Origin of the sequence: Emticicia sp. TH156 (assembly GCF_002855535.1) — a bacterium.
Lineage (GTDB): Bacteria > Bacteroidota > Bacteroidia > Cytophagales > Spirosomataceae > Emticicia > Emticicia fluvialis.
Genome location: NZ_PKRS01000001.1, coordinates 470,080 through 488,388 on the forward strand (window position 1 = coordinate 470,080; position 18,309 = coordinate 488,388).

The window sequence follows — 18,309 nt, forward strand, 5'->3', positions numbered from 1 at the left end:
ATCAAATTGCTTCAACTTTTATGTGCTTGGTTTCAAGGTATTCAAAAACAGCATTTCGCGATAACTCTACCCCATAACCGGAGTCTTTCCAACCTGCATAAGGTGCATAATTAGTATTTACTGCGCCACTGTTAACACAAACGGTTCCGGCTTCAAGCGTGTCGCCCAGGTGCATACTCGTTTTAAAATCCTTTGTAAACGCATAGGCCACCAACCCATAGTTGGTATCATTAGCTTTGTTAACAGCCTCTTCCAGCGTTTCAAAGGTCTCAACCGCCACCACACAGCCAAAGGTTTCTTCCTGCATTACCTTCATGCCCGCATGGCAGTTGTCAAGTATGGTTGGCATAAAATAAAACCCCTTTTCATATTGCCCGCCTTCGGGGGCTCTGCCACCTGTAACTAATGATGCGCCTTTGCCAATGGCGTCTTCAATGTGCTGCTTTGTAGTTGTAATACCGTCAGCAGTAGCCATAGGCCCTAGGTCTGCTGCGCCGTCGGTAACTCCGTCGCCAATGGTCAGTTTCTCTGCATTTTTCTTTAATTCAGCCACCAGACTCTGATGCTTTGATACATGCACATACACCCTGTTAATACTACTGCACGACTGCCCCATGTTCCGGAATCCCTTATAGGCAATAACAGTAGCCGCATTTATAATGTCGGCATCTGCACACACAATGGCGGGACATTGGCCGCCGAGTTCAAGCGATATTTTTTTCAGATAGGGCGCTACCGTCTGCATCAGTTTTTTTCCGGTAGCTGTAGAGCCGGTCATGGCTACTTTCTTTACCAGCGGATGTTTCACAAGTACATCACCTACTACTGACCCCTGCCCCGTTAATACACTGATTACCCTGGCCGGAATGCCCCCCTCTACTAATGCCATGCAAAAAGCCATTGGCGACAAAGGCGTAACTGTTGTGGGCTTAACCACAACCGAACAGCCAACCGCCAATGCCGGCCCGAGTTTCCAGGACAACAAAGAAACCGGGTAGTTCCAGGGAGTAATTAATGCACAAACCCCAACCGGGTAGTATTTTACTATTGAAAAAACACCTGCCTTCTCTGTCTGATTTACATATCCCTCTACGCGTACAGCTTCTGAAGCAAAGTACTCGATGGTATCGCAGGAACCGATAATTTCTGCTTTGGCCTGGTTGAAAGGCTTCCCCTGCTCTAATGCCATCAGCATACCTATGCGGTCGGCCTGTGTGCGTACATAGGCAGCAGCTTTTTTAATGATGCTTTCACGTTGATAAGCCGTCAGTTTTGCCCATTCTTTATAGCCAGCCTGCGCGGTTTCAACCGCTTTGCTGATGTCATTGGCGGTAGCCCGGGCAATGGTGGCAATAGGCTCTCTGTTGGCAGGAGAAAATATAGTGATGGTCGATTCATCTTCGGCCGGAACAGACTGGCCGTCAATAAAAAGACCCCATGCCTGCCCTTTCAGGCTATTTGATAATTCTGTATTCATGGGTTGTTTTTACAAATTCGGATTCATACTCACTTTCAGGGCCTCGCCAGATTCCATCAGGGTAAATGCTTCCGTAATACTGCCCAGTGGCAGCGTATGGGTTACTATCTTATCTGCCGGGAAATCCTTTTTCTGAACCAAGGCCGTTGCGGCCTGAAAATCACTCATTTTCTCTGAATAAGACCCGCTGATGCGTAGTTCTTTGTAATGCAGATGATTGGTATTAAGCGTAGCAAAAGGATTGGTTTTTGGTAAACCGCCAAAAAATTCTACCCTGCCTGCTTTGCCGGCTATCTCAAGGGCATCGGCCTGTGCCTGTGCTACACTCACGGCTACAATTACCACATCATAACCCAATCCGTCGGTTAGTTCTTGTGCCCTTTCCAGATGGCTGCCTTCTTTTTCGGCTTTTACCGTGTGGTCAATATCAAAAGTAGTTGCCTTATCCAGCCTTGCTTGCATTACATCAAACATATCTACCTGCTGCGCTCCCTGATACCGTGACACCAGCGCATGCATCACGCCTATTGGCCCGGCACCAATAATGGCAACTTTGTCTTTCAAGCCTACTTCCAGCCTGCCTCGGCCGTGGGCGTTTATTACACAGCCCAAAGGTTCGGCAAGACTCAGATGCCCTGCGGGTAATTCTTCGCTTACTTTAAACAACTGCCTGCGGCGCACAGCTTTGGCTGGTACTTTCATAAAAGGAGCAAACGCGCCGTCGAGATGATACGACATCGTAGTACGGCTTTGGCAAAGGTTCTCTCTTCCTGCTTTGCAGTAACGGCATTCGCCACAAGACAAAACAATGTACATCAGCACTCTGTCGCCCACCTTTATATCAGTATCCTTACTTCTTGACTCCACCACTCTTCCACAAAATTCATGGCCTAATATACGTGGCGGTATAATTTTCTTATCTCCGTGCCGGTAAGTGCGCAAATCTGTTCCGCACACGTTACATGCTTCAATTTCAAGCAACACTTCGCCATCCTCCAAAGTAGGCATGGCTACCTCTTCTATTATTATGGCTTCTTTCCCTTTGTAAACTGCGGCTTTCACTTTAAAATCTTTAAAAATTGACAATCATTTTTAAACCAACTTGTCTATACAAGTTAACAATTACAAATGTAAGTTTCGATTGAGCCACAAACAAGGTTTTTAGAATAAAAATTCTGAAATACAGGCTTTACAATCATTAATTATTTGAAAAAACGTATATAAAAATAACCTTACTCCGATAAAAATTTTGCTTTTGATAGATTAGTATTATCTTTTTTTCGATAGTTTTGAAAAATATACCATAACAAACTCATAAAAACCTAAATATCTAAACACCCATGAGTAATTCGCTTTTTCGCAGGAAAGATGTCAGTAAAGCAATTCAGGAATCAGAATCGGGCGACAAAAGCCAATCACTGGCACGCATTCTTGGCGTAAGAGACCTTACAGTGCTGGGCATAGCGGCCATAATCGGTGCTGGTATATTCAGTACCATAGGGCTGGCCAGTTTCAACGGTGGCCCTGCCGTATCACTTCTTTTTGTATTTGTGGCCATAGCCTGTGTATTTACAGCGCTTAGCTATGCACAATTTGCCTCAATGGTACCCGTTAGCGGCAGTGCCTATACTTATGCTTATGTTTCGTTTGGAGAAGTACTGGCCTGGATAATCGGCTGGGCGCTAATTCTTGAATACGCCGTATCTAACATGGTAGTGGCCATCTCGTGGTCTAGCTATTTTGTATCTATGCTGGCTGGTTTCGGCATAAAATTTCCTATGTGGCTGGCTATTGACTATACATCTGCCAAAGAAGCCTATGAGGCCGTTAAGGCGGGAAGCGCCGGCATAACCAGTGGTGACCAACTTCTGGCAACGGCCTTTAGCGAAGCGCCAGACCTGGGGTTCATCAAGGTTATATTTAATCTGCCGGCCGGCCTTATCACTGTACTGATTACCTCCCTTTGCTATATTGGTATTAAGGAATCTCGCAATGCCAGTAATATTCTCGTTGCTCTTAAAATGGGAGTTATTCTGCTGGTTATACTGGCAGGCGCCTTTTATATAAAACCGGCAAACTGGTCGCCTTTTGCGCCCAATGGCATAGAGGGCGTTTTAAGTGGAGTGGCATCGGTTTTCTTTGCTTTTATCGGGTTCGATTCTATCTCTACTACTGCCGAAGAAGCCAAGAATCCACAGAAGGACTTACCAAGAGCCATGTTGCTCTGCCTGCTTATCTGTACTGTATTGTATGTGCTGATAACCACCGTACTTACGGGTATGGTTAACTATAAGGAACTGAACGTGGCCGACCCCCTTGCCTATGTTTTCTCAAAAGTAGGCTTCGATTTTGTAGCCGGGGTTATTTCAGTAAGCGCCGTGGTGGCTATTACCAGTGCCTTGCTGGCCTATCAGATTGGCCAACCACGCATCTGGATGGCTATGAGCCGCGATGGATTGATAGGTAAAAAATTCGGCGAAATTCACCCTAAGTTCAAAACACCTGGTTTTGCTACCATTGTTACCGGCTTTTTGGTAGCTGTGCCTTCACTCTTCTTCAAAATGAGTTTCTTTGTCGACCTCACCAGTGTAGGTACTTTCTTTGCTTTTATCCTGGTCTGTGCCGGCGTATTGTATCTCGACACCAAAGGCCTTAGCAAAGATGCCAAATTCAAGATTCCTTACATTAATGCCAAATACCTTACTGCCTTGCTGATGCTGGTTGCATTATACATGACCTATAGAAATGGAAACCTGGTACAACATCTGGAAGCGAGACCCCTGCTGGTTGTATTCTGGCTGGTATGGCTAACCCTCTCTGTGTTTAGCTTTAAGCACAATTTCTCTTTATTACCTGTATTGGGTATCTTAACTAACCTGTATCTGATGACAGAACTGGGCTGGTCTAACTGGCGCATGTTTATTATCTGGATGTTACTGGGTTTGGTTATTTATTTTACTTACGGCTATCAGAACAGTAAGCTGGCCAAGCAACAATAGGCCATGAAAAAGATTGATAAATTGGCCTGGATACGGATTGAAAACGGTAAAATACTGAGCACCAGAAGCAAAGGCAAGGATACCTTGTATTTTCCCGGTGGGAAAAGAGAAGCCAATGAGAGCGATGAAGCGGCATTGCTGCGGGAGATAAAAGAAGAGTTAACTGTTGATTTGTTGCCGGAATCGTTGCAGTTCTTCGGAAAATTTGAGGCACAGGCACATGGTCATGCAGAAGGTATACAAGTGACCATGACCTGCTATAAAGCCGACTACAGAGGCACATTGAAACCCGATGCTGAAATTGAAGAGATAGTCTGGCTCACCTATGCCGATAAAGAAAAAAGTTCTGCTGTTGACCAGCTCATTTTCAGATACCTGAAAGAGCGTAACTTAATAGATTAACCGACATTCTATCAATAAACCTTAACAAGAAAAAATTGGCAAATTTTAAGAAAGAAATCCGCCTTTACGATGCTGTGATGCTCGTGTCGGGGTCTATGATTGGCTCCGGAATATTCATTGTCAGTGCTGACATTGCACGGCAGGTTGGTTCTTCGGGTTGGCTTTTGGCGTCCTGGTTACTGGCAGGTGTACTAACCATGACAGGCGCCTTATGCTATGGCGAACTAACGGCTATGTTTCCGCATGCCGGCGGGCAATATGTATTTCTTCAGAAAGCCTATGGCAAACTAACGGGTTTTCTTTACGGCTGGTCTTTCTTTGCCGTTATCCAGACCGGTACCATTGCAGCAGTTGCGGTGGCTTTTGCCAAGTATTCGGGTGTGCTATTCCCTGATTTTATCAGCGATAAACACGAGATTTTTGTTTTAGGTGATACTTCTTTTAAACTTACAACGCAGCGTCTACTGGCTATTGTAAGTATCATTATTCTTACTTATGCCAATACCAGAGGGGTAAAGGAGGGCAAGATTATTCAGAATATATTCAGCACTACCAAACTCGGAGCCATTGCCCTGCTCATTATTCTGGGCTTTATTCTCGGAGCCAATGCCGACATCATTTCTCAGAATTTCTCTCATATATTTGACGCAACCAGCACCGCAAAAATAGATGACGAGTGGGTAACTACCGCCATAGGCGGATTTACTATTATTCTGGCTCTGGGCGTAACACAGGTAGGAACCTTGTTTTCAAGTGATGCCTGGAACGGACTAACATTTGCCGGAGATGAGGTGGTAGAACCCAGAAAAACTATTCCGAGAGGATTGGCCATTGGCACCATGCTGGTAACTGTTCTGTATCTGTTAATGAACGTGGCATATCTTTGTATTTTGCCCCTGAAAGGAGACCCTAACGGCACCGATGTGCTCAGCAGAGGTATTCAGTTTGCCAGCGAAGACCGTGTGGCTGCGGCCGCGGCCAATCTGATAGGCGGCCAGGGTTTTTCTATTGTAGTGGCCTTGTTAATTATGATTTCTACTTTTGGGTGTAACAATGGCCTTATATTATCGGGGTCAAGGGTTTATTATACAATGGCCAGAGATGGACTATTTTTTAAGAATTTCAGTAGGTTGTCTGATAGAGGCGTACCCAAAAATGCCCTTTGGTGGCAATGTTTCTGGGCTAGCTTCTTGTGCCTGACAGGTAAATATGGCGACTTACTTGATTACCTGATGGGCGTAGTTATTTTGTTTTATGCCTTTACTATTTACGGCATATTTATTTTACGCCGCAAAATGCCCGATGCCGAACGCCCTATCAAAGCGCCGGGGTATCCTGTTATTCCAATGTTATATGTAATTGTGGCTTCGGCCATTGTTCTGATACTAATCAAAGAAAAACCACAGTTTACTTATCCGGGGCTGGGTATAGTTGCGCTAGGCATACCGGTATATTTGTGGTTTAACCGGAAATCGTAAAATGCTTATGTTTATATATTCAAAAAGGCGGGAGAATGAATCTTCCGCCTTTTTGAATATCTGTAATTAAGCTCTTTTTTCTTTTAAGCATATACGTTCAATGCCGATACCACCTCTTTCACACCAATCATTTGCATATTAGAAAGGTGCGTGGTTACATTTTCTGCAAATCCACGTAGTTTGGTCAAATCACTTCCCCACAAAGCCTTGTTCGATAACACCTTATTCACCAACTGTTCTGTTGCGTTCTTCTGCCACAGTTTATAAAAATAGGCAGCCGAATCACACTGAATCAGATATAACTCTCCGTCTTTTTGTCCGTAATATTTGCCGTTTTCTTCTTTTATTGCTTTCATAAACAATAAATAAGCAGCAAAACCACGTGCAAAGTATTGAGGAATAGTATTAAACTCTTTATAATAGTTAAGCAATAGCGGAATATTACGCATACGCATCTTCATGGTATATTGAAGCGTAATGCTAATCCATTGGTGTTCCAGATATGGGTTACGGAAGCGGTCGAGCACCTCTCTGCCGTAGCGTTGGCAAACCTTTGGTTCTATTTTGTAAGGAATCGCCGGCACAATCTCGGTTGTCATCAGAATGGTGATAAACTTCTCCATCAATTCGTCAGCCAGTGCTTCCTTAACTGTTTCAAAGCCAGACAAATACGCCATGCCGCACATCAGGGTATGTGTACCATTCAGCATCCTTAGCTTTAATTCGCGATATTGCTCTATGTTTTTTTCTATCTTCACACCAGGGTCTGCTTCATAGAAAGACAAAACGTCTTTCACTTTGTCATCTCCTTCAATAGCCCACAGGCGGTAAACCTCTGCAATAGTCAGCAGGTCATCTTCATACCCCAGCTTATCAAACAACTCTTTCAGTTTTTCACCTTTGGGTTTACCTGGCACAATTCTGTCAACCAACGAATTACAGAACCTGTTTTCGGTATTGAGCCATTCGATGAAAACTTCAGGTAACTGATTAAATGCACAAAGTTGCAGAACAATCTCTTTTAGCTTGTCTCCATTACCAACTATCAGTTCTGTTGGCACAATAACGGCACCTGGCAAACCGGCCTGAAAGCGTTCATACAGCCAGGCGGTCAGTTTTGCCGGAAAAGAAGCCGGAGGTGTTTGCAAAATGCTTTCTTCTACATATTGCAGGCCAACTTCAGTAGTGTTTGAAATAACAATTTCAATGGCTGGGTCTTTGGCAGTGGCCAGAATATCAGACCACTGGCTTTGCGCCGATAACACACGGCTGATAGCCGAAGAGATGATATTCTCTTCTTTTGGTGCGCCCTTGTCAATACCTCTTACACAAATTGTATACAGGTTATCCTGCTCAGCAAAAGTGTCAGCTCCACCTGAATCCGTTGATTTTACAACAACAATCCGGCCATTAAATATTCCTTCTTTGTTAGCTTTATCAATAAAATAATCGCACAAGCCACGAAGCAAAACACCTGTACCAAATTGTAATACTTTTTCAGGAAGTTGAGTTAAAGCGGGCTCGGTAAGTAAAGATTTATCAATTTTCATTAAGGTCTACGTAAAATAGATTATTAAACAAAAATAGACATTACAGGTTCTTATATCAACTAATATTCAATTTAATTCTAATACTTTTTTGCGGCGACCTTTGTACTCATCAGGTTTTTAGACATTTAATTAGTATTATATTATCCATTTATCAAGTTCAGGCTTGTCATAAAGTATAAAAACCAATAATTTCGCCCACAATTAAACCAATTTAAACCGTTAATGGAACAGATTCTAACGACCGCAGCGTTGACAAGCATTGTTACCCTTACCCTATTAGAAATAGTATTAGGGGTAGATAATATCATTTTTGTATCTATTATTTCATCCAAATTACCCAAGGGCGAACAAAAGAAAGCCAGGCGTATCGGGCTTATTATGGCAATGGCCATTCGTATTGCCCTGCTTTTTGTTTTAGGCTGGATTCTCAGACTCGAAAAAGAGTTATTTAACCTGCAGGATATCGGCCTGCCGTGGAATATCGGCTTTAGTGGCAAAGACCTTATTTTGTTGCTTGGTGGTTTATTTTTGTTGTATAAGTCAACATCAGAGATACACCATAAACTTGAAGGTCAGGAAGAAAACATTTCGGGTAGTAAAACTGCCTCGAAACTATCGAGAGCCGTTATTGACATTGCCGTAATCAATATGGTATTTTCTATTGACTCTATCATTACTGCCATTGGTATGACCAACAACATAATAGTTATGGCCGTTTCGGTGGTGTTATCAACCGTTGCCATGCTTCTGTTTGCCGGAAGCGTAGGAGAATTTGTTGAAAAACACCCGACAGTGAAGATGCTGGCACTGGCGTTTCTGGTAATGATTGGTACACTATTGGTGGCCGAGGCCTTTAAAGTACACGTACCAAAAGGCTATATTTACTTTTCAATGGCTTTCTCATTTTTTGTAGAGATTCTGAACATCAAAATGCGCAAAAACTCAAAGCCTGTTGGCCTGCGGAAGGACATAAAATAAACCGATTTTTTTTCAGGGGAATAGATTAAGCATATATTTGTAGAATCATTCCCCTGAATTTTGCCCATGCACCGTCTTAAAAAACTATTATCTCAACTATATACAGGCTGGTGCCTTTTTTGGTTTGTATTAATCTTTCTGCTGTTATATCCGGTTGTTTACATTAGCCTTCAAAAAGAAAACTGGAAAGTTGTGGCCCATCATTGTAACCGTATCTGGGGGCAATTATTTTTCTTTATGGCGGGCATGCCTGTAAAGATTATTTATGAAGCCGAAATAGATCCTAAAAAGACCTACGTTTTTTGTGCCAACCACTTCAGTTATCTTGACATTGCCCTGATGGGTACCGTACTCAAAAATTACTTTGCATTTGTAGGTAAAAGCTCGGTAAAAAACATACCGTTGTTTGGTTATATGTTTACGCAGCTACATATTCAGGTAGACAGAAGTAGTAAAGGTAGCCGTACTAAAGCCTTAACCCGTTCTATAAAAGCCCTGAAATCTGGTAGAAGTATTATGATTTTTCCGGAGGGCGGCATTCATTCTACCAATTTTCCGCAGATGGTTCAGCCATTTAAAGACGGGGCCTTCTCTATGGCCATTGAAAACCAGGTTCCTCTGGTTCCTGTTTCGCTGGTTGATAACTATAAGGTAATGCCTGAAATACTGATGTGGCCTCACCAGATAAGGGTGGTTTTCCATGCCCCGATAGACACAACAGGTTTAACAAAAAAAGACCTGAACGACCTGAAAACACAAGTTTACGGCGTTATTCAGGGCACATTAGATAAATATAAAGCTTAACTTCTCATCATTTTTAAGTATTAGTCTTACATTTGCACCGCCCGTAAATAAGAGTTTTTCAGCTACTTTATTACGGTTTAAATATTGCAGAAAAAACAGTATGAAAATAGAACAACAAACTGTAAAGAAAATAGCCCATCTGGCACGTTTGGAACTAACCGAACAGGAAGAAGGAAAAATGGTAGAGGATTTATCTAAAATTCTTGACTGGATGGATCAGTTGAAAGAGCTGGATACAACCGAAGTTGCACCATTAACCCACATGAGCGAAGAAGTGAATGTATTCAGAGAAGATGTGGCTAACAACCAGCTTTCGCGCGAAAAAGGTCTTAAAAATGCACCCAAGCAAGATGGCGAATACTTTCTGGTACCTAAAGTAATTGACCAATAATCAGTAAGCCTGATGCTGTGCCGCCCTGCCAAAACAAAACAGGCTTATAGCCAGCAGGTAATGGTAAAGATTGGTACTGTCTACAAAACTGTTTGCCATAAAGTTCTTATTGAAAGTACCGGCAATAAGCACTACTACAGCTAAAAGCAGCCATACAGATGCCTGCTTTGCCGCTCTAAACAACCCCCATAGCCCGGCTAAAAATACAACAGGTATTGAAACTGTCAGAATTGTATTGAGCAGCGCATAATTTTCGGTTAGTCTTACTACGCTAAAAGTTACCAAACCTAAAGCCAGAACCTCGTAAACCTGTAAAGCAGGCATTGGTTTTCTGAGCGCCAGAAACACACTGGCAAACACCAAACCAAATGCCCCAATGGTACCTGCCGAATGCTGAAAAAGTTCGGATATTTTAACCGCAGCAGGCATCACTCCCAAAAAACGAAGTGTACCAAACAAAGCAGCTAAAGTAACAGACAAAACAAAGGAGCCCCAGCTTAAGCAAACTGGCAATGGAAGCCTGAGCAGATAGCGAAAAAACACAAAAATGCCCATTAATGTCAGCACAGCGTCTGATATGGCATGAGATAGTTCCATTGGCTGAGTAAGATAGTTAAAAAATCATAAAAAAAGGAAGTACCCCTTAGAATACTTCCTGCAAAATCTCTATTCAAAAATCAGAAACACAAGCTTGCTGCACCCAGCAGGCCGGCATCATTGCCCAATGTTGCTTTTCTGATACTTAAAGTCTTCAGGTAATAAGGTGTGAGCCAGTATTCCAGCTGTTTATTGATTGACGGCATGATATAGTCAAATGAAGCAGATAAGCCACCACCAATCAGAATGGTAGTAATGTCAAGGATTCTAATCATAGACACCAGACCACTGCCCAGCATTTCTCCTACTTCGTCGAATATCTTTTGTGCCAGCTCATCGCCCTCAGCTGCTGCCGCTACCAATCCGGTTGTTGAGATAGTACCGTCTGCAGGCAATTGGGTTTTACCGTTATAGTTTTTTCTCATGGCATTGGCCAGGTCGAGCAACTCATTTTTACCTATATTACGCTCTAATACTTTGCCGTGTTTTGATGGAATATGACCAGGCTCCATTGCATTTCCGCCACCGCCTTTAAATACCTGCTTGTCTATAATAGCGGCACCGCCAATACCTGTACCCAGCGTAACCATGATATAATCTTCAGGAATATCGCCTTCGCCAAAGTAGTATTCGCCCAAAGCCGCAGCGTTTGCATCATTCTCAAGGAAAAAATCATGATTCGGGAAACGCTCTTTCAAATCCGGAATTATGGTTATACCGTTTATTTCAGGAATGGCAGTAATTTCAATTAATGTAGAACGGTCTCTTGTGATCAGACCCGGAACACCGATTCCAACTTTCTGCACGGTTTTATTTTCTGTTAACTGAATAGCAATAGCATCGCCCAGGCGTTCAATAAAATGTCCTGATTTACGCCAGCTTGCAGTATCATGACTATAAAAATTAGAAAGTTTACCTGTTTCTGCTTCAACAATGCCCATTTTGACATTTGTGCCGCCTATATCAATTCCCAAATATTCAGTTGCCATTTATTATAGTTTTGTTATTTTATTCGGTTTAAGTATCCTAGTTTATAATTTTCAACAGGTGTTTTCATATTTCCCTCAAAATTAAAAATAAATCTTAATCAAGATAATTTGTAGCAAGGAAATATTACAATTATACGTTAATCAGGGCAGTTTTATCCCCGTCAGATACCTCCCATTCCATTTCAAACAAATCAGCCAGATGGCATTTTAGTTTTTCGGCCACTTCGTCTATTTCTACCAGGCGGCCCAGTTCCAGAGCCAATGAGGTTACGGCCTTGTCGTCAATACCACAGGGTACTATATTACTGAAATAATCCAGATCGGTGTTTACATTCAATGCAAAGCCGTGCATGGTTACCCATCGGCTCGACTTCACGCCCATTGCACATATCTTACGTGGATTCTTCTGTTCTTTATAATCAATCCATACGCCTGTCAGGCCGTCAATTCTTCCGGCATCTATACCAAAATCAGCAAGTGTACGTATAATTCCTTCCTCCAGTAACCGCATATATTTGTGTATATCAGTAAAGAAGTTTTCAAGGTCAAGTATCGGATACCCCACCAGCTGGCCCGGCCCATGATACGTAATGTCGCCGCCACGATTGATTTTATAGAATCGGGCTTCTTTCGCTGAAAGTCCCTGCTCGTCCAGCAGCAGGTTTTCCATTTTTCCGCTCTTGCCCAGCGTGTACACGTGCGGATGCTGGCAAAAAAGCAGATAATTGTGTGTAAGTAATTGTTGCTCAGGGCTAAGACTTCTGTTTTTTACTTTCAGGTCTATGATTTCGGCAAAGAGTTTTTCCTGAAAATCCCAGCCATTCTGGTAGTCAATAAGTCCTAAATTAACAAACCTTACTTTTTTATTAATAATATTATTCATCAGTTTTGTAACTTTGTGATATGAATACAGGTGCAAATGTAACGATTCGGGTAGGAACCATTGCCGAATGCATAGCAATTTCTAAGCAAATCCCTGAATTTATGCAGGGAAACTATGAAGAAAAAACCTACGAAGAACGCTTATTTAACACCAGATTCCTGATTTTAGTTGCCATTGCCCACCAAACCCCTGTAGGGTTTAAAATAGGGTATCAGCGAGATAACGACGGCAGTTTTTACACATGGCTGGGAGGTGTTTTACCGGCTTACAGAAAGCTACAAATTGCACAGAAACTGGCCGACCAACAGGAAACATGGGCCAAAGAGCAGGGATTTAATGCTATTGTGCTGAAAACCCGCAACCGGTTCAGACCCATGCTGATATTTGCGCTGAAAAACGGATACTGCATTGAATTGGTTGAACCAAAAGCAGAAATTGAAGATTATAGAATTATTCTTCGAAAGAAATTAGTCACTTAGCATTTTTAAGAATACAATGATTTATCCAATAGTAGCCTATGGCGACCCGGTTCTGAGAAAAGAAGCACGTGATATTGTGCCGGGTGAAATTGATGTAAAAAAACTGGCCGAAGACATGTTTGAGACCATGTATAAGGCATCGGGCGTTGGGTTGGCTGCCCCGCAAATCGGGCTTGACCTGCGCATTTTTGTAGTAGATGGCACCCCTATTAACGAAGGTGCCGAAACTGATGAAGATATTGACGAGTCGCTCATAAATTTTAAAAAAGTGTTTATCAATGCCGAAATCATTGAAGAAGACGGAGATGAATGGGCCTATGAAGAAGGATGCCTGAGCATACCGGGTATCCGTGCTGATGTTTACCGCCCTGAGTTTGTAACCATCAGGTATTTTGATACCGACTGGGTAGAACATACCGAAACCTTTGAAAGCATGGCTGCCAGGATTATCCAGCATGAATATGACCACATTGAAGGTATTTTGTTTACAGACCTGATTACGCCTCTGAAAAAACAAATGCTGAAGAAAAAACTGGCCAATATTACTAAAGGTGATGTGGATGTAGATTATCGCATGAAATTCCCTAAGTAATCAATCAGATGGCTGAAACTACCACTGCCCAACAGGATTTAAGCGTTACGCTTGTGCAAACCCAATTATACTGGGAAGACGCCACAGCCAACCGAGCCATGCTGGAAGAGAAGATTTTTGGTATTACAGCCCCTACCGATTTAATTATATTACCTGAAATGTTTACCACCGGATTCTCGATGAATCCGGCTAAGGTGGCAGAACCCATGAATTTGTACACTACCCGCTGGATGCAGCAGATGGCTGCCCAGACGGGGGCCGTCATAACGGGTAGTGTGGTAATAAAAGAACACCATAAATTTTACAACCGCCTGCTTTGGGTAAGCCCTGATGGCCAGGTTGACACCTACGATAAACGCCACCTTTTCAGGATGGGCAACGAGCATGAGGTGTATAGTGGTGGCTCTCAAAGGCTTATCAAAGAACTGAAAGGCTGGAAAATCTGCCCGCTTATTTGCTACGACCTCCGTTTCCCGGTCTGGAGCCGCAACACCAACCTTGCGTATGATGTTCTCATTTATGTAGCCAACTGGCCTCAGGTCCGCATGTATCCGTGGGACTCCCTGCTGGTAGCACGTGCCATAGAGAACCAGAGCTATGTGGTAGCAGTAAACCGTGTTGGCCTTGATGGAAACGATGCTCCACATGCAGGGCATTCGGCTGTTATTGATTTCGCAGGTAAAGTGTTATTCCGGGAAGTTGACCACGAAATACTACATAAACATACGCTCAATAAAGCAGCTTTAGACCAATTCCGCCGAAACTTCCCTGCGCATCTGGATGCCGACAGTTTCAACATTTACTAATCAGGCTTCCTGTAAAACTGGTTTCGCGGCTTTTACATTAAACTTCAATCTGTACTTTTTCAGTATTCTGGCAGCAACTACCCCTATCGCCACTCCGGGTAAAACCCAAGTCAGTATAAATACAAAGGCGGGTGTGCCGGCAGGCAAATATCTGGGTACAATGTTTACGCAAAAGGCCGTTAGCGCAGCCGAGTAAGCCCCCATCATTTTGCCTCCATGCCCTAAAAACCAGTGCATTTTCTCGGGTTTCTGATACCCGAGGTAAATTTTCAAATCTCCATAGGCATTAAAAAGGCAAACTATACCGAAGATGGCAAAAAGAATGGCCAGTCCATTGAATCCTTCCGGATGCAGAAATCCATAAACAGAATAGCCCAACATTACCACACCGCACAAACCCACGGCCCAGGCAGCAACCCAGTCAATTAATTGCGGAACAATGGCCTTTTTCATACTCAATAACCTTTTGCCAGAGAAATTAGGGTAAAAGCTAATGATGCCTATTGTAAGAAAGAACTGATACTTCAGTTGTGCGGGGTAAATAACAAAGAAAACAATAGTAGTTACAAACACCCCCAACATAGCCCAATAGAATGTCTTACCGCTTAAGTTATGTGTCTTTTTGCCCTTTTCGGCTATCATAGCTACCAAACCGGTAGATAAAGAAAGGAATCCGCAGATAACGTGTATTACCAGAAAGAAATTGAAAATTAGCTTTTCCATAGTTTTGTATTTTTCTGAATTGAAAGAATAATAAAAAAAGGCTTATCAGAATGCCATCAGGCCAATAGCAATTATTTTGTTTTCGTTTACATCAAAGGCGCATTGTTCAAAGTTCGGAGGCCCCATCAGCATAGATACGTTCGAGAACCCAAAAGGCTCTGCCGGCATTTCTCCGTTCATGTCCAGCTGTTTATTATCGTTCAGGTCCTGATACAACACAATGGCATATTTACCTTCCAGTATATTCTCAAACTTTAATGATACCTCACCGGCAGGGGTTACTTCTGCAATGGCCGATTTGATTCCTCCCCTCGGGAAACTACCAGCATCATTGGTGATAGAAGCGTAAACTTTGCCCTGGCGCAATTGAAGGCCCTTTACTACCACAGTAATACTATATTTGTTTTGAGCAAAAGAAATAGTAGAAACAAGACCAAGAATGGTTGAAAAAGCAATGGTTCTGATTAGGTTCTTCATCGGATTGATTGATTTAAATTCGTGTTTTTGATGACACAAATGTATATCAGGCCAATGAATGACACCAAATGAAAGGGCTGGTTATCAATCCTTTGGGATGTTTGACAAAGCAGAGGGGAGATTGACAGGCTTGAGGGAAGAATGACAAAGCCGGTTGTTTTAACCGGCAATGATTATTTAAGCTTATCGACAATTTCAGAATACTTGCGGGCTACAGGAATAGTCAATTCAAACAGTTGCAAATGTAATTTATACCCCTGCGCATTACCGGTTACCTTTTCAACCTTGCTAAGATTAACAATGTAAGATCTGTGGCAACGAACAATAGCGGGCTGGTTTATCTGGTTCTCTAAACGAGTCAGACTACTTCTCAGTAAAACTTTTTGCAGGGTTTGTGCCTGATTATAGACTACAGTAGAATAATTGTCTGATGACTCAATAAAAAGCAAATCGTCAGCTTGCAGCTCTAAAACATCTTTCTCATTTTCGGCTATCAGTTTTAAAGTAATTCCTTTTTCTTCTTCTTTTGTGGTAACATTAACTGCTTGCACTATGATTGTCTGATTGTATTTTTTAAGCTGAATAATGTAGTTAGACATTACCCCGAAAGAAATGGGTATCAGGCCAATTAGCGCTACAATAAAGAACATTACCAGAAAGCCACTAACTGAAAACGGAACATACCTGAAAAAAAAGCTGGAATACAGCATATTGGCGATTGAAATAAGCGCAAGCAGCAGCAGTATATCTGCAATTTCTTTCCAGACAACCCATACTTTTTCATTGTAGACACGCGGAAAAACCGAAGGCAGCACAAACCGATGTATAGCTGTGCAGATACTGACAATAGCCCCAAAGCCTGTCAGTACCCAAATTTTATAGGGATGCTCCCATTCGCTGAGGCCAAAAGGCTGAAAAATGATAAAAAACAGGGCTACGCCGCTTCCCTCTGCCAAACTTTTCCAGAAACGTTTTTTTCCGGACTTATGGTGAAAAGGATACGGCTGCTGTAAGATTTTAAACATTACTAAAAACTATTGGCAATTTTGCTGATGAATAGCGTAATGATAGACGGATATGAAAGCATAACAAATACAATACCCCATAAAGCACCGTAGATGTGCGCCGTATGGCCAATGTTGTCATACTGTTTTTGAGCCATGTATCTTGAATACAATAAATACAAAATACCAAATATCCAGGCCGGAATAATAGGAGGCAAAGGAATAAAGCCCATTTTGGCAGTGGGCTCAAACATAATAAAGGCAAAAACTACCGAGGCTACCCCGCCCGATGCACCAAGCGCATTGTAACCCGAGTTATTTTTCTTACTGAAAGTATCTGGTAAATTGGCGACTATAATGCCCGTCAAATAAAGTAACAAATAAAAGAATCCGGCTTTGGCACCAAATATAGCGCCAAAATATGCCTCTACGCCGTCGCCGAATATGTACAAACTGAACATATTAAAGAACAAATGCCCGAAGTCGCCGTGCAAAAAGCCCGAGGTGAGCAATCGCCACCACTCGTTGCGGCGGTGTACTGTATAAGGATTAAGAATATACTGGTACGTCAATCTACTATTGCTGAATGCAGCAATACTTACTACCGACGTAACAATAATAATAACAATGGTTATAGACATTATGGTTTAGTTTTCGCGTTCAATCAGCATTTGTATCAATTCAAGCAGGGGCTGTTTCTTTTCAGCCGGAGCCTCCAGTTTCTCAAGGTCTTTCAACCCTCTATTAAAGTAATCGTTCATTCTGGCCTCAGCCAGTTGCCTGATACCAAGCGAATCATAAATGGTAGTTATTGCCTTTACTTTTTCATTTTTATCAAAAACCGGGGCTGCAAGCCATTGGTGCAATTCTTTCTCTTCTGCCCTACCCTTGGCCTGTGCAAGTGCTTCTATCAATAAAAACGTTTTTTTGTTTTCAATAATATCTCCGCCTACCTGTTTGCCAAATTTCTCCGGGTCGCCGTACACATCCAGTATGTCATCCTTCAGCTGAAACCCTATACCCAGATTGGTACCTATTTCAAACAATAATTTTGTGGTGGTTTTGTCAGCTTTGGCTATCATTCCACCTAATTCAAGCGCAAACCCCAATAAAACAGAGGTTTTCTGCCTGATCATTTCAATATACTCCTCTTCCGTTACATCGTTACGGGTAGCAAAGTTCATATCCTGCTGCTGGCCTTCGCATACTTCGGCTGCTGTGCGGTTAAATCTTTTAATTACCTGCTTAAATATAAGGTCGTTAACGTCAGTCAGTAATTCATAGGCGCATATCAGCATTACGTCACCAGAAAGAATTGCCACATTCGGGTTCCATTTTTCATGAACAGTTGGTTTTCCACGCCTTAAAGGGGCTGCATCCATGATGTCGTCATGCATCAGGGTGAAATTATGGAATACCTCTACCCCAATGGCCGGGCGAATGGCTTGTTGCCAGTTATCTGAGAATATATGGGTAGCCATAACCGTAAGTAAAGGGCGTATCCGCTTACCGCCGATAGACATCAGATAATCAATGGGTTGATACAACTCCGCCGGGCTCTCGCCATAGTTCAGATGACTGATTTCGCTTTCAATGGCGCTAAAAAAAATATTTGTGGGCATCTTTTTTGTAGAAGTGAGCAACAAAATAAATTAAACTTGGCAACACTACCAAGTTGCA

The 18,309-nt window shown here is 42.5% G+C and carries 20 protein-coding genes; 9 read left to right on the plus strand and 11 right to left on the minus strand.

The genetic code is table 11. From position 1 onward, the window contains the following. Window position 1 precedes the first annotated feature (1 nt). Window positions 2-1,477: an aldehyde dehydrogenase gene (locus C0V77_RS02045; protein WP_101724639.1), complete on the minus strand. Its 1,476-nt coding sequence runs from the start codon at window positions 1,475-1,477 to the stop codon at window positions 2-4. Window positions 1,478-1,486: 9 nt separating this feature from the next. Beyond that, entirely contained in the window at window positions 1,487-2,539 is a 1,053-nt protein-coding gene (locus C0V77_RS02050; RefSeq protein WP_143705990.1) for an alcohol dehydrogenase catalytic domain-containing protein, read from the minus strand. Between the two features lie 278 nt (window positions 2,540-2,817). Between C0V77_RS02050 and C0V77_RS02055 the strand changes: the two genes are divergently transcribed. The 3 genes from C0V77_RS02055 to C0V77_RS02065 are packed head-to-tail and all read left to right on the plus strand — an operon-like array spanning window position 2,818 to window position 6,356. Continuing rightward, window positions 2,818-4,476: an amino acid permease gene (locus C0V77_RS02055; protein ID WP_101724641.1), complete on the plus strand. Its 1,659-nt coding sequence runs from the start codon at window positions 2,818-2,820 to the stop codon at window positions 4,474-4,476. Between the two features lie 3 nt (window positions 4,477-4,479). Continuing rightward, window positions 4,480-4,878, plus strand: coding sequence for an NUDIX domain-containing protein (locus tag C0V77_RS02060; RefSeq protein ID WP_101724642.1), 399 nt, complete (start codon window positions 4,480-4,482; stop codon window positions 4,876-4,878). Window positions 4,879-4,913: 35 nt separating this feature from the next. Further along, the gene (locus C0V77_RS02065) at window positions 4,914-6,356 is read left to right on the plus strand and encodes an APC family permease (RefSeq protein ID WP_101724643.1); all 1,443 of its coding nucleotides are present in this window, start codon (window positions 4,914-4,916) and stop codon (window positions 6,354-6,356) included. An 83-nt stretch (window positions 6,357-6,439) separates the two neighbouring features. On the opposite strand, the gene C0V77_RS02070 is transcribed toward C0V77_RS02065, so the two are convergent. Further along, complete coding sequence (locus C0V77_RS02070; RefSeq protein WP_101724644.1) at window positions 6,440-7,906, minus strand: tagaturonate reductase; 1,467 nt, start codon at window positions 7,904-7,906, stop codon at window positions 6,440-6,442. Between the two features lie 222 nt (window positions 7,907-8,128). On the opposite strand from C0V77_RS02070, the gene C0V77_RS02075 reads away from it, so the two are divergent. The 3 genes from C0V77_RS02075 to gatC all read left to right on the plus strand — a co-directional run bounded on the left by C0V77_RS02075 (window position 8,129) and on the right by gatC (window position 10,079). Beyond that, window positions 8,129-8,884: a TerC family protein gene (locus C0V77_RS02075; protein ID WP_101724645.1), complete on the plus strand. Its 756-nt coding sequence runs from the start codon at window positions 8,129-8,131 to the stop codon at window positions 8,882-8,884. Between the two features lie 66 nt (window positions 8,885-8,950). Beyond that, window positions 8,951-9,688, plus strand: a complete 738-nt coding sequence (locus C0V77_RS02080) for a 1-acyl-sn-glycerol-3-phosphate acyltransferase (RefSeq protein ID WP_101724646.1) — start codon at window positions 8,951-8,953, stop codon at window positions 9,686-9,688. Between the two features lie 100 nt (window positions 9,689-9,788). Continuing rightward, the gene (gatC, locus tag C0V77_RS02085) at window positions 9,789-10,079 is read left to right on the plus strand and encodes an Asp-tRNA(Asn)/Glu-tRNA(Gln) amidotransferase subunit GatC (protein WP_101724647.1); all 291 of its coding nucleotides are present in this window, start codon (window positions 9,789-9,791) and stop codon (window positions 10,077-10,079) included. On the opposite strand, the gene C0V77_RS02090 is transcribed toward gatC, so the two are convergent. The 3 genes from C0V77_RS02090 to lipB all read right to left on the minus strand — a co-directional run bounded on the left by C0V77_RS02090 (window position 10,080) and on the right by lipB (window position 12,548). Continuing rightward, window positions 10,080-10,676, minus strand: a complete 597-nt coding sequence (locus tag C0V77_RS02090; RefSeq protein WP_101724648.1) for a 7TM diverse intracellular signaling domain-containing protein — start codon at window positions 10,674-10,676, stop codon at window positions 10,080-10,082. Between the two features lie 80 nt (window positions 10,677-10,756). Further along, on the minus strand, window positions 10,757-11,665 hold the full coding sequence (locus C0V77_RS02095; protein WP_101724649.1) for an ROK family protein: 909 nt from the start codon (window positions 11,663-11,665) through the stop codon (window positions 10,757-10,759). Between the two features lie 130 nt (window positions 11,666-11,795). Continuing rightward, complete coding sequence (gene lipB / locus C0V77_RS02100; RefSeq protein ID WP_101724650.1) at window positions 11,796-12,548, minus strand: lipoyl(octanoyl) transferase LipB; 753 nt, start codon at window positions 12,546-12,548, stop codon at window positions 11,796-11,798. Window positions 12,549-12,568: 20 nt separating this feature from the next. Here lipB and C0V77_RS02105 point away from each other — a divergent pair, with 20 nt between their 5' ends. From C0V77_RS02105 to C0V77_RS02115, 3 genes are read left to right on the plus strand one after another with little or no spacing between them, the layout of a single operon-like run. After that, window positions 12,569-13,027, plus strand: a complete 459-nt coding sequence (locus tag C0V77_RS02105) for a GNAT family N-acetyltransferase (RefSeq protein ID WP_101724651.1) — start codon at window positions 12,569-12,571, stop codon at window positions 13,025-13,027. Window positions 13,028-13,043: 16 nt separating this feature from the next. Beyond that, window positions 13,044-13,619: a peptide deformylase gene (def, locus tag C0V77_RS02110; protein ID WP_101724652.1), complete on the plus strand. Its 576-nt coding sequence runs from the start codon at window positions 13,044-13,046 to the stop codon at window positions 13,617-13,619. An 8-nt stretch (window positions 13,620-13,627) separates the two neighbouring features. After that, window positions 13,628-14,425, plus strand: a complete 798-nt coding sequence (locus tag C0V77_RS02115) for an amidohydrolase (protein ID WP_101724653.1) — start codon at window positions 13,628-13,630, stop codon at window positions 14,423-14,425. Here the strand turns inward: C0V77_RS02115 and C0V77_RS02120 are convergent, their stop codons facing one another. The 5 genes from C0V77_RS02120 to C0V77_RS02140 all read right to left on the minus strand — a co-directional run bounded on the left by C0V77_RS02120 (window position 14,426) and on the right by C0V77_RS02140 (window position 18,251). After that, on the minus strand, window positions 14,426-15,148 hold the full coding sequence (locus C0V77_RS02120; RefSeq protein WP_101724654.1) for a hypothetical protein: 723 nt from the start codon (window positions 15,146-15,148) through the stop codon (window positions 14,426-14,428). 45 nt (window positions 15,149-15,193) lie between these two features. Beyond that, complete coding sequence (locus C0V77_RS02125) at window positions 15,194-15,625, minus strand: DUF2141 domain-containing protein (protein WP_101724655.1); 432 nt, start codon at window positions 15,623-15,625, stop codon at window positions 15,194-15,196. Between the two features lie 173 nt (window positions 15,626-15,798). Further along, window positions 15,799-16,650: a LytTR family DNA-binding domain-containing protein gene (locus C0V77_RS02130; RefSeq protein ID WP_101724656.1), complete on the minus strand. Its 852-nt coding sequence runs from the start codon at window positions 16,648-16,650 to the stop codon at window positions 15,799-15,801. A gap of 2 nt (window positions 16,651-16,652) precedes the next feature. Further along, window positions 16,653-17,270: a rhomboid family intramembrane serine protease gene (locus C0V77_RS02135; protein ID WP_229236179.1), complete on the minus strand. Its 618-nt coding sequence runs from the start codon at window positions 17,268-17,270 to the stop codon at window positions 16,653-16,655. Window positions 17,271-17,276: 6 nt separating this feature from the next. Further along, window positions 17,277-18,251, minus strand: coding sequence for a polyprenyl synthetase family protein (locus tag C0V77_RS02140; RefSeq protein ID WP_101724657.1), 975 nt, complete (start codon window positions 18,249-18,251; stop codon window positions 17,277-17,279). Window positions 18,252-18,309: the final 58 nt, after the last annotated feature.

Excerpts from the sequence above, each read along its gene's own strand:
- C0V77_RS02045 (WP_101724639.1), bottom strand. The coding sequence starts at position 1,477 with ATGAATACAGAATTATCAAATAGCCTGAAAGGGCAGGCATGGGGTCTT.
- C0V77_RS02055 (WP_101724641.1), top strand. The coding sequence starts at position 2,818 with ATGAGTAATTCGCTTTTTCGCAGGAAAGATGTCAGTAAAGCAATTCAG.
- C0V77_RS02060 (WP_101724642.1), top strand. The coding sequence starts at position 4,480 with ATGAAAAAGATTGATAAATTGGCCTGGATACGGATTGAAAACGGTAAA.
- C0V77_RS02070 (WP_101724644.1), bottom strand. The coding sequence starts at position 7,906 with ATGAAAATTGATAAATCTTTACTTACCGAGCCCGCTTTAACTCAACTT.
- C0V77_RS02075 (WP_101724645.1), top strand. The coding sequence starts at position 8,129 with ATGGAACAGATTCTAACGACCGCAGCGTTGACAAGCATTGTTACCCTT.
- C0V77_RS02080 (WP_101724646.1), top strand. The coding sequence starts at position 8,951 with ATGCACCGTCTTAAAAAACTATTATCTCAACTATATACAGGCTGGTGC.
- gatC (WP_101724647.1), top strand. The coding sequence starts at position 9,789 with ATGAAAATAGAACAACAAACTGTAAAGAAAATAGCCCATCTGGCACGT.
- C0V77_RS02090 (WP_101724648.1), bottom strand. The coding sequence starts at position 10,676 with ATGGAACTATCTCATGCCATATCAGACGCTGTGCTGACATTAATGGGC.
- C0V77_RS02095 (WP_101724649.1), bottom strand. The coding sequence starts at position 11,665 with ATGGCAACTGAATATTTGGGAATTGATATAGGCGGCACAAATGTCAAA.
- lipB (WP_101724650.1), bottom strand. The coding sequence starts at position 12,548 with ATGAATAATATTATTAATAAAAAAGTAAGGTTTGTTAATTTAGGACTT.
- C0V77_RS02105 (WP_101724651.1), top strand. The coding sequence starts at position 12,569 with ATGAATACAGGTGCAAATGTAACGATTCGGGTAGGAACCATTGCCGAA.
- def (WP_101724652.1), top strand. The coding sequence starts at position 13,044 with ATGATTTATCCAATAGTAGCCTATGGCGACCCGGTTCTGAGAAAAGAA.
- C0V77_RS02115 (WP_101724653.1), top strand. The coding sequence starts at position 13,628 with ATGGCTGAAACTACCACTGCCCAACAGGATTTAAGCGTTACGCTTGTG.
- C0V77_RS02120 (WP_101724654.1), bottom strand. The coding sequence starts at position 15,148 with ATGGAAAAGCTAATTTTCAATTTCTTTCTGGTAATACACGTTATCTGC.
- C0V77_RS02125 (WP_101724655.1), bottom strand. The coding sequence starts at position 15,625 with ATGAAGAACCTAATCAGAACCATTGCTTTTTCAACCATTCTTGGTCTT.
- C0V77_RS02130 (WP_101724656.1), bottom strand. The coding sequence starts at position 16,650 with ATGTTTAAAATCTTACAGCAGCCGTATCCTTTTCACCATAAGTCCGGA.
- C0V77_RS02135 (WP_229236179.1), bottom strand. The coding sequence starts at position 17,270 with ATGTCTATAACCATTGTTATTATTATTGTTACGTCGGTAGTAAGTATT.
- C0V77_RS02140 (WP_101724657.1), bottom strand. The coding sequence starts at position 18,251 with ATGCCCACAAATATTTTTTTTAGCGCCATTGAAAGCGAAATCAGTCAT.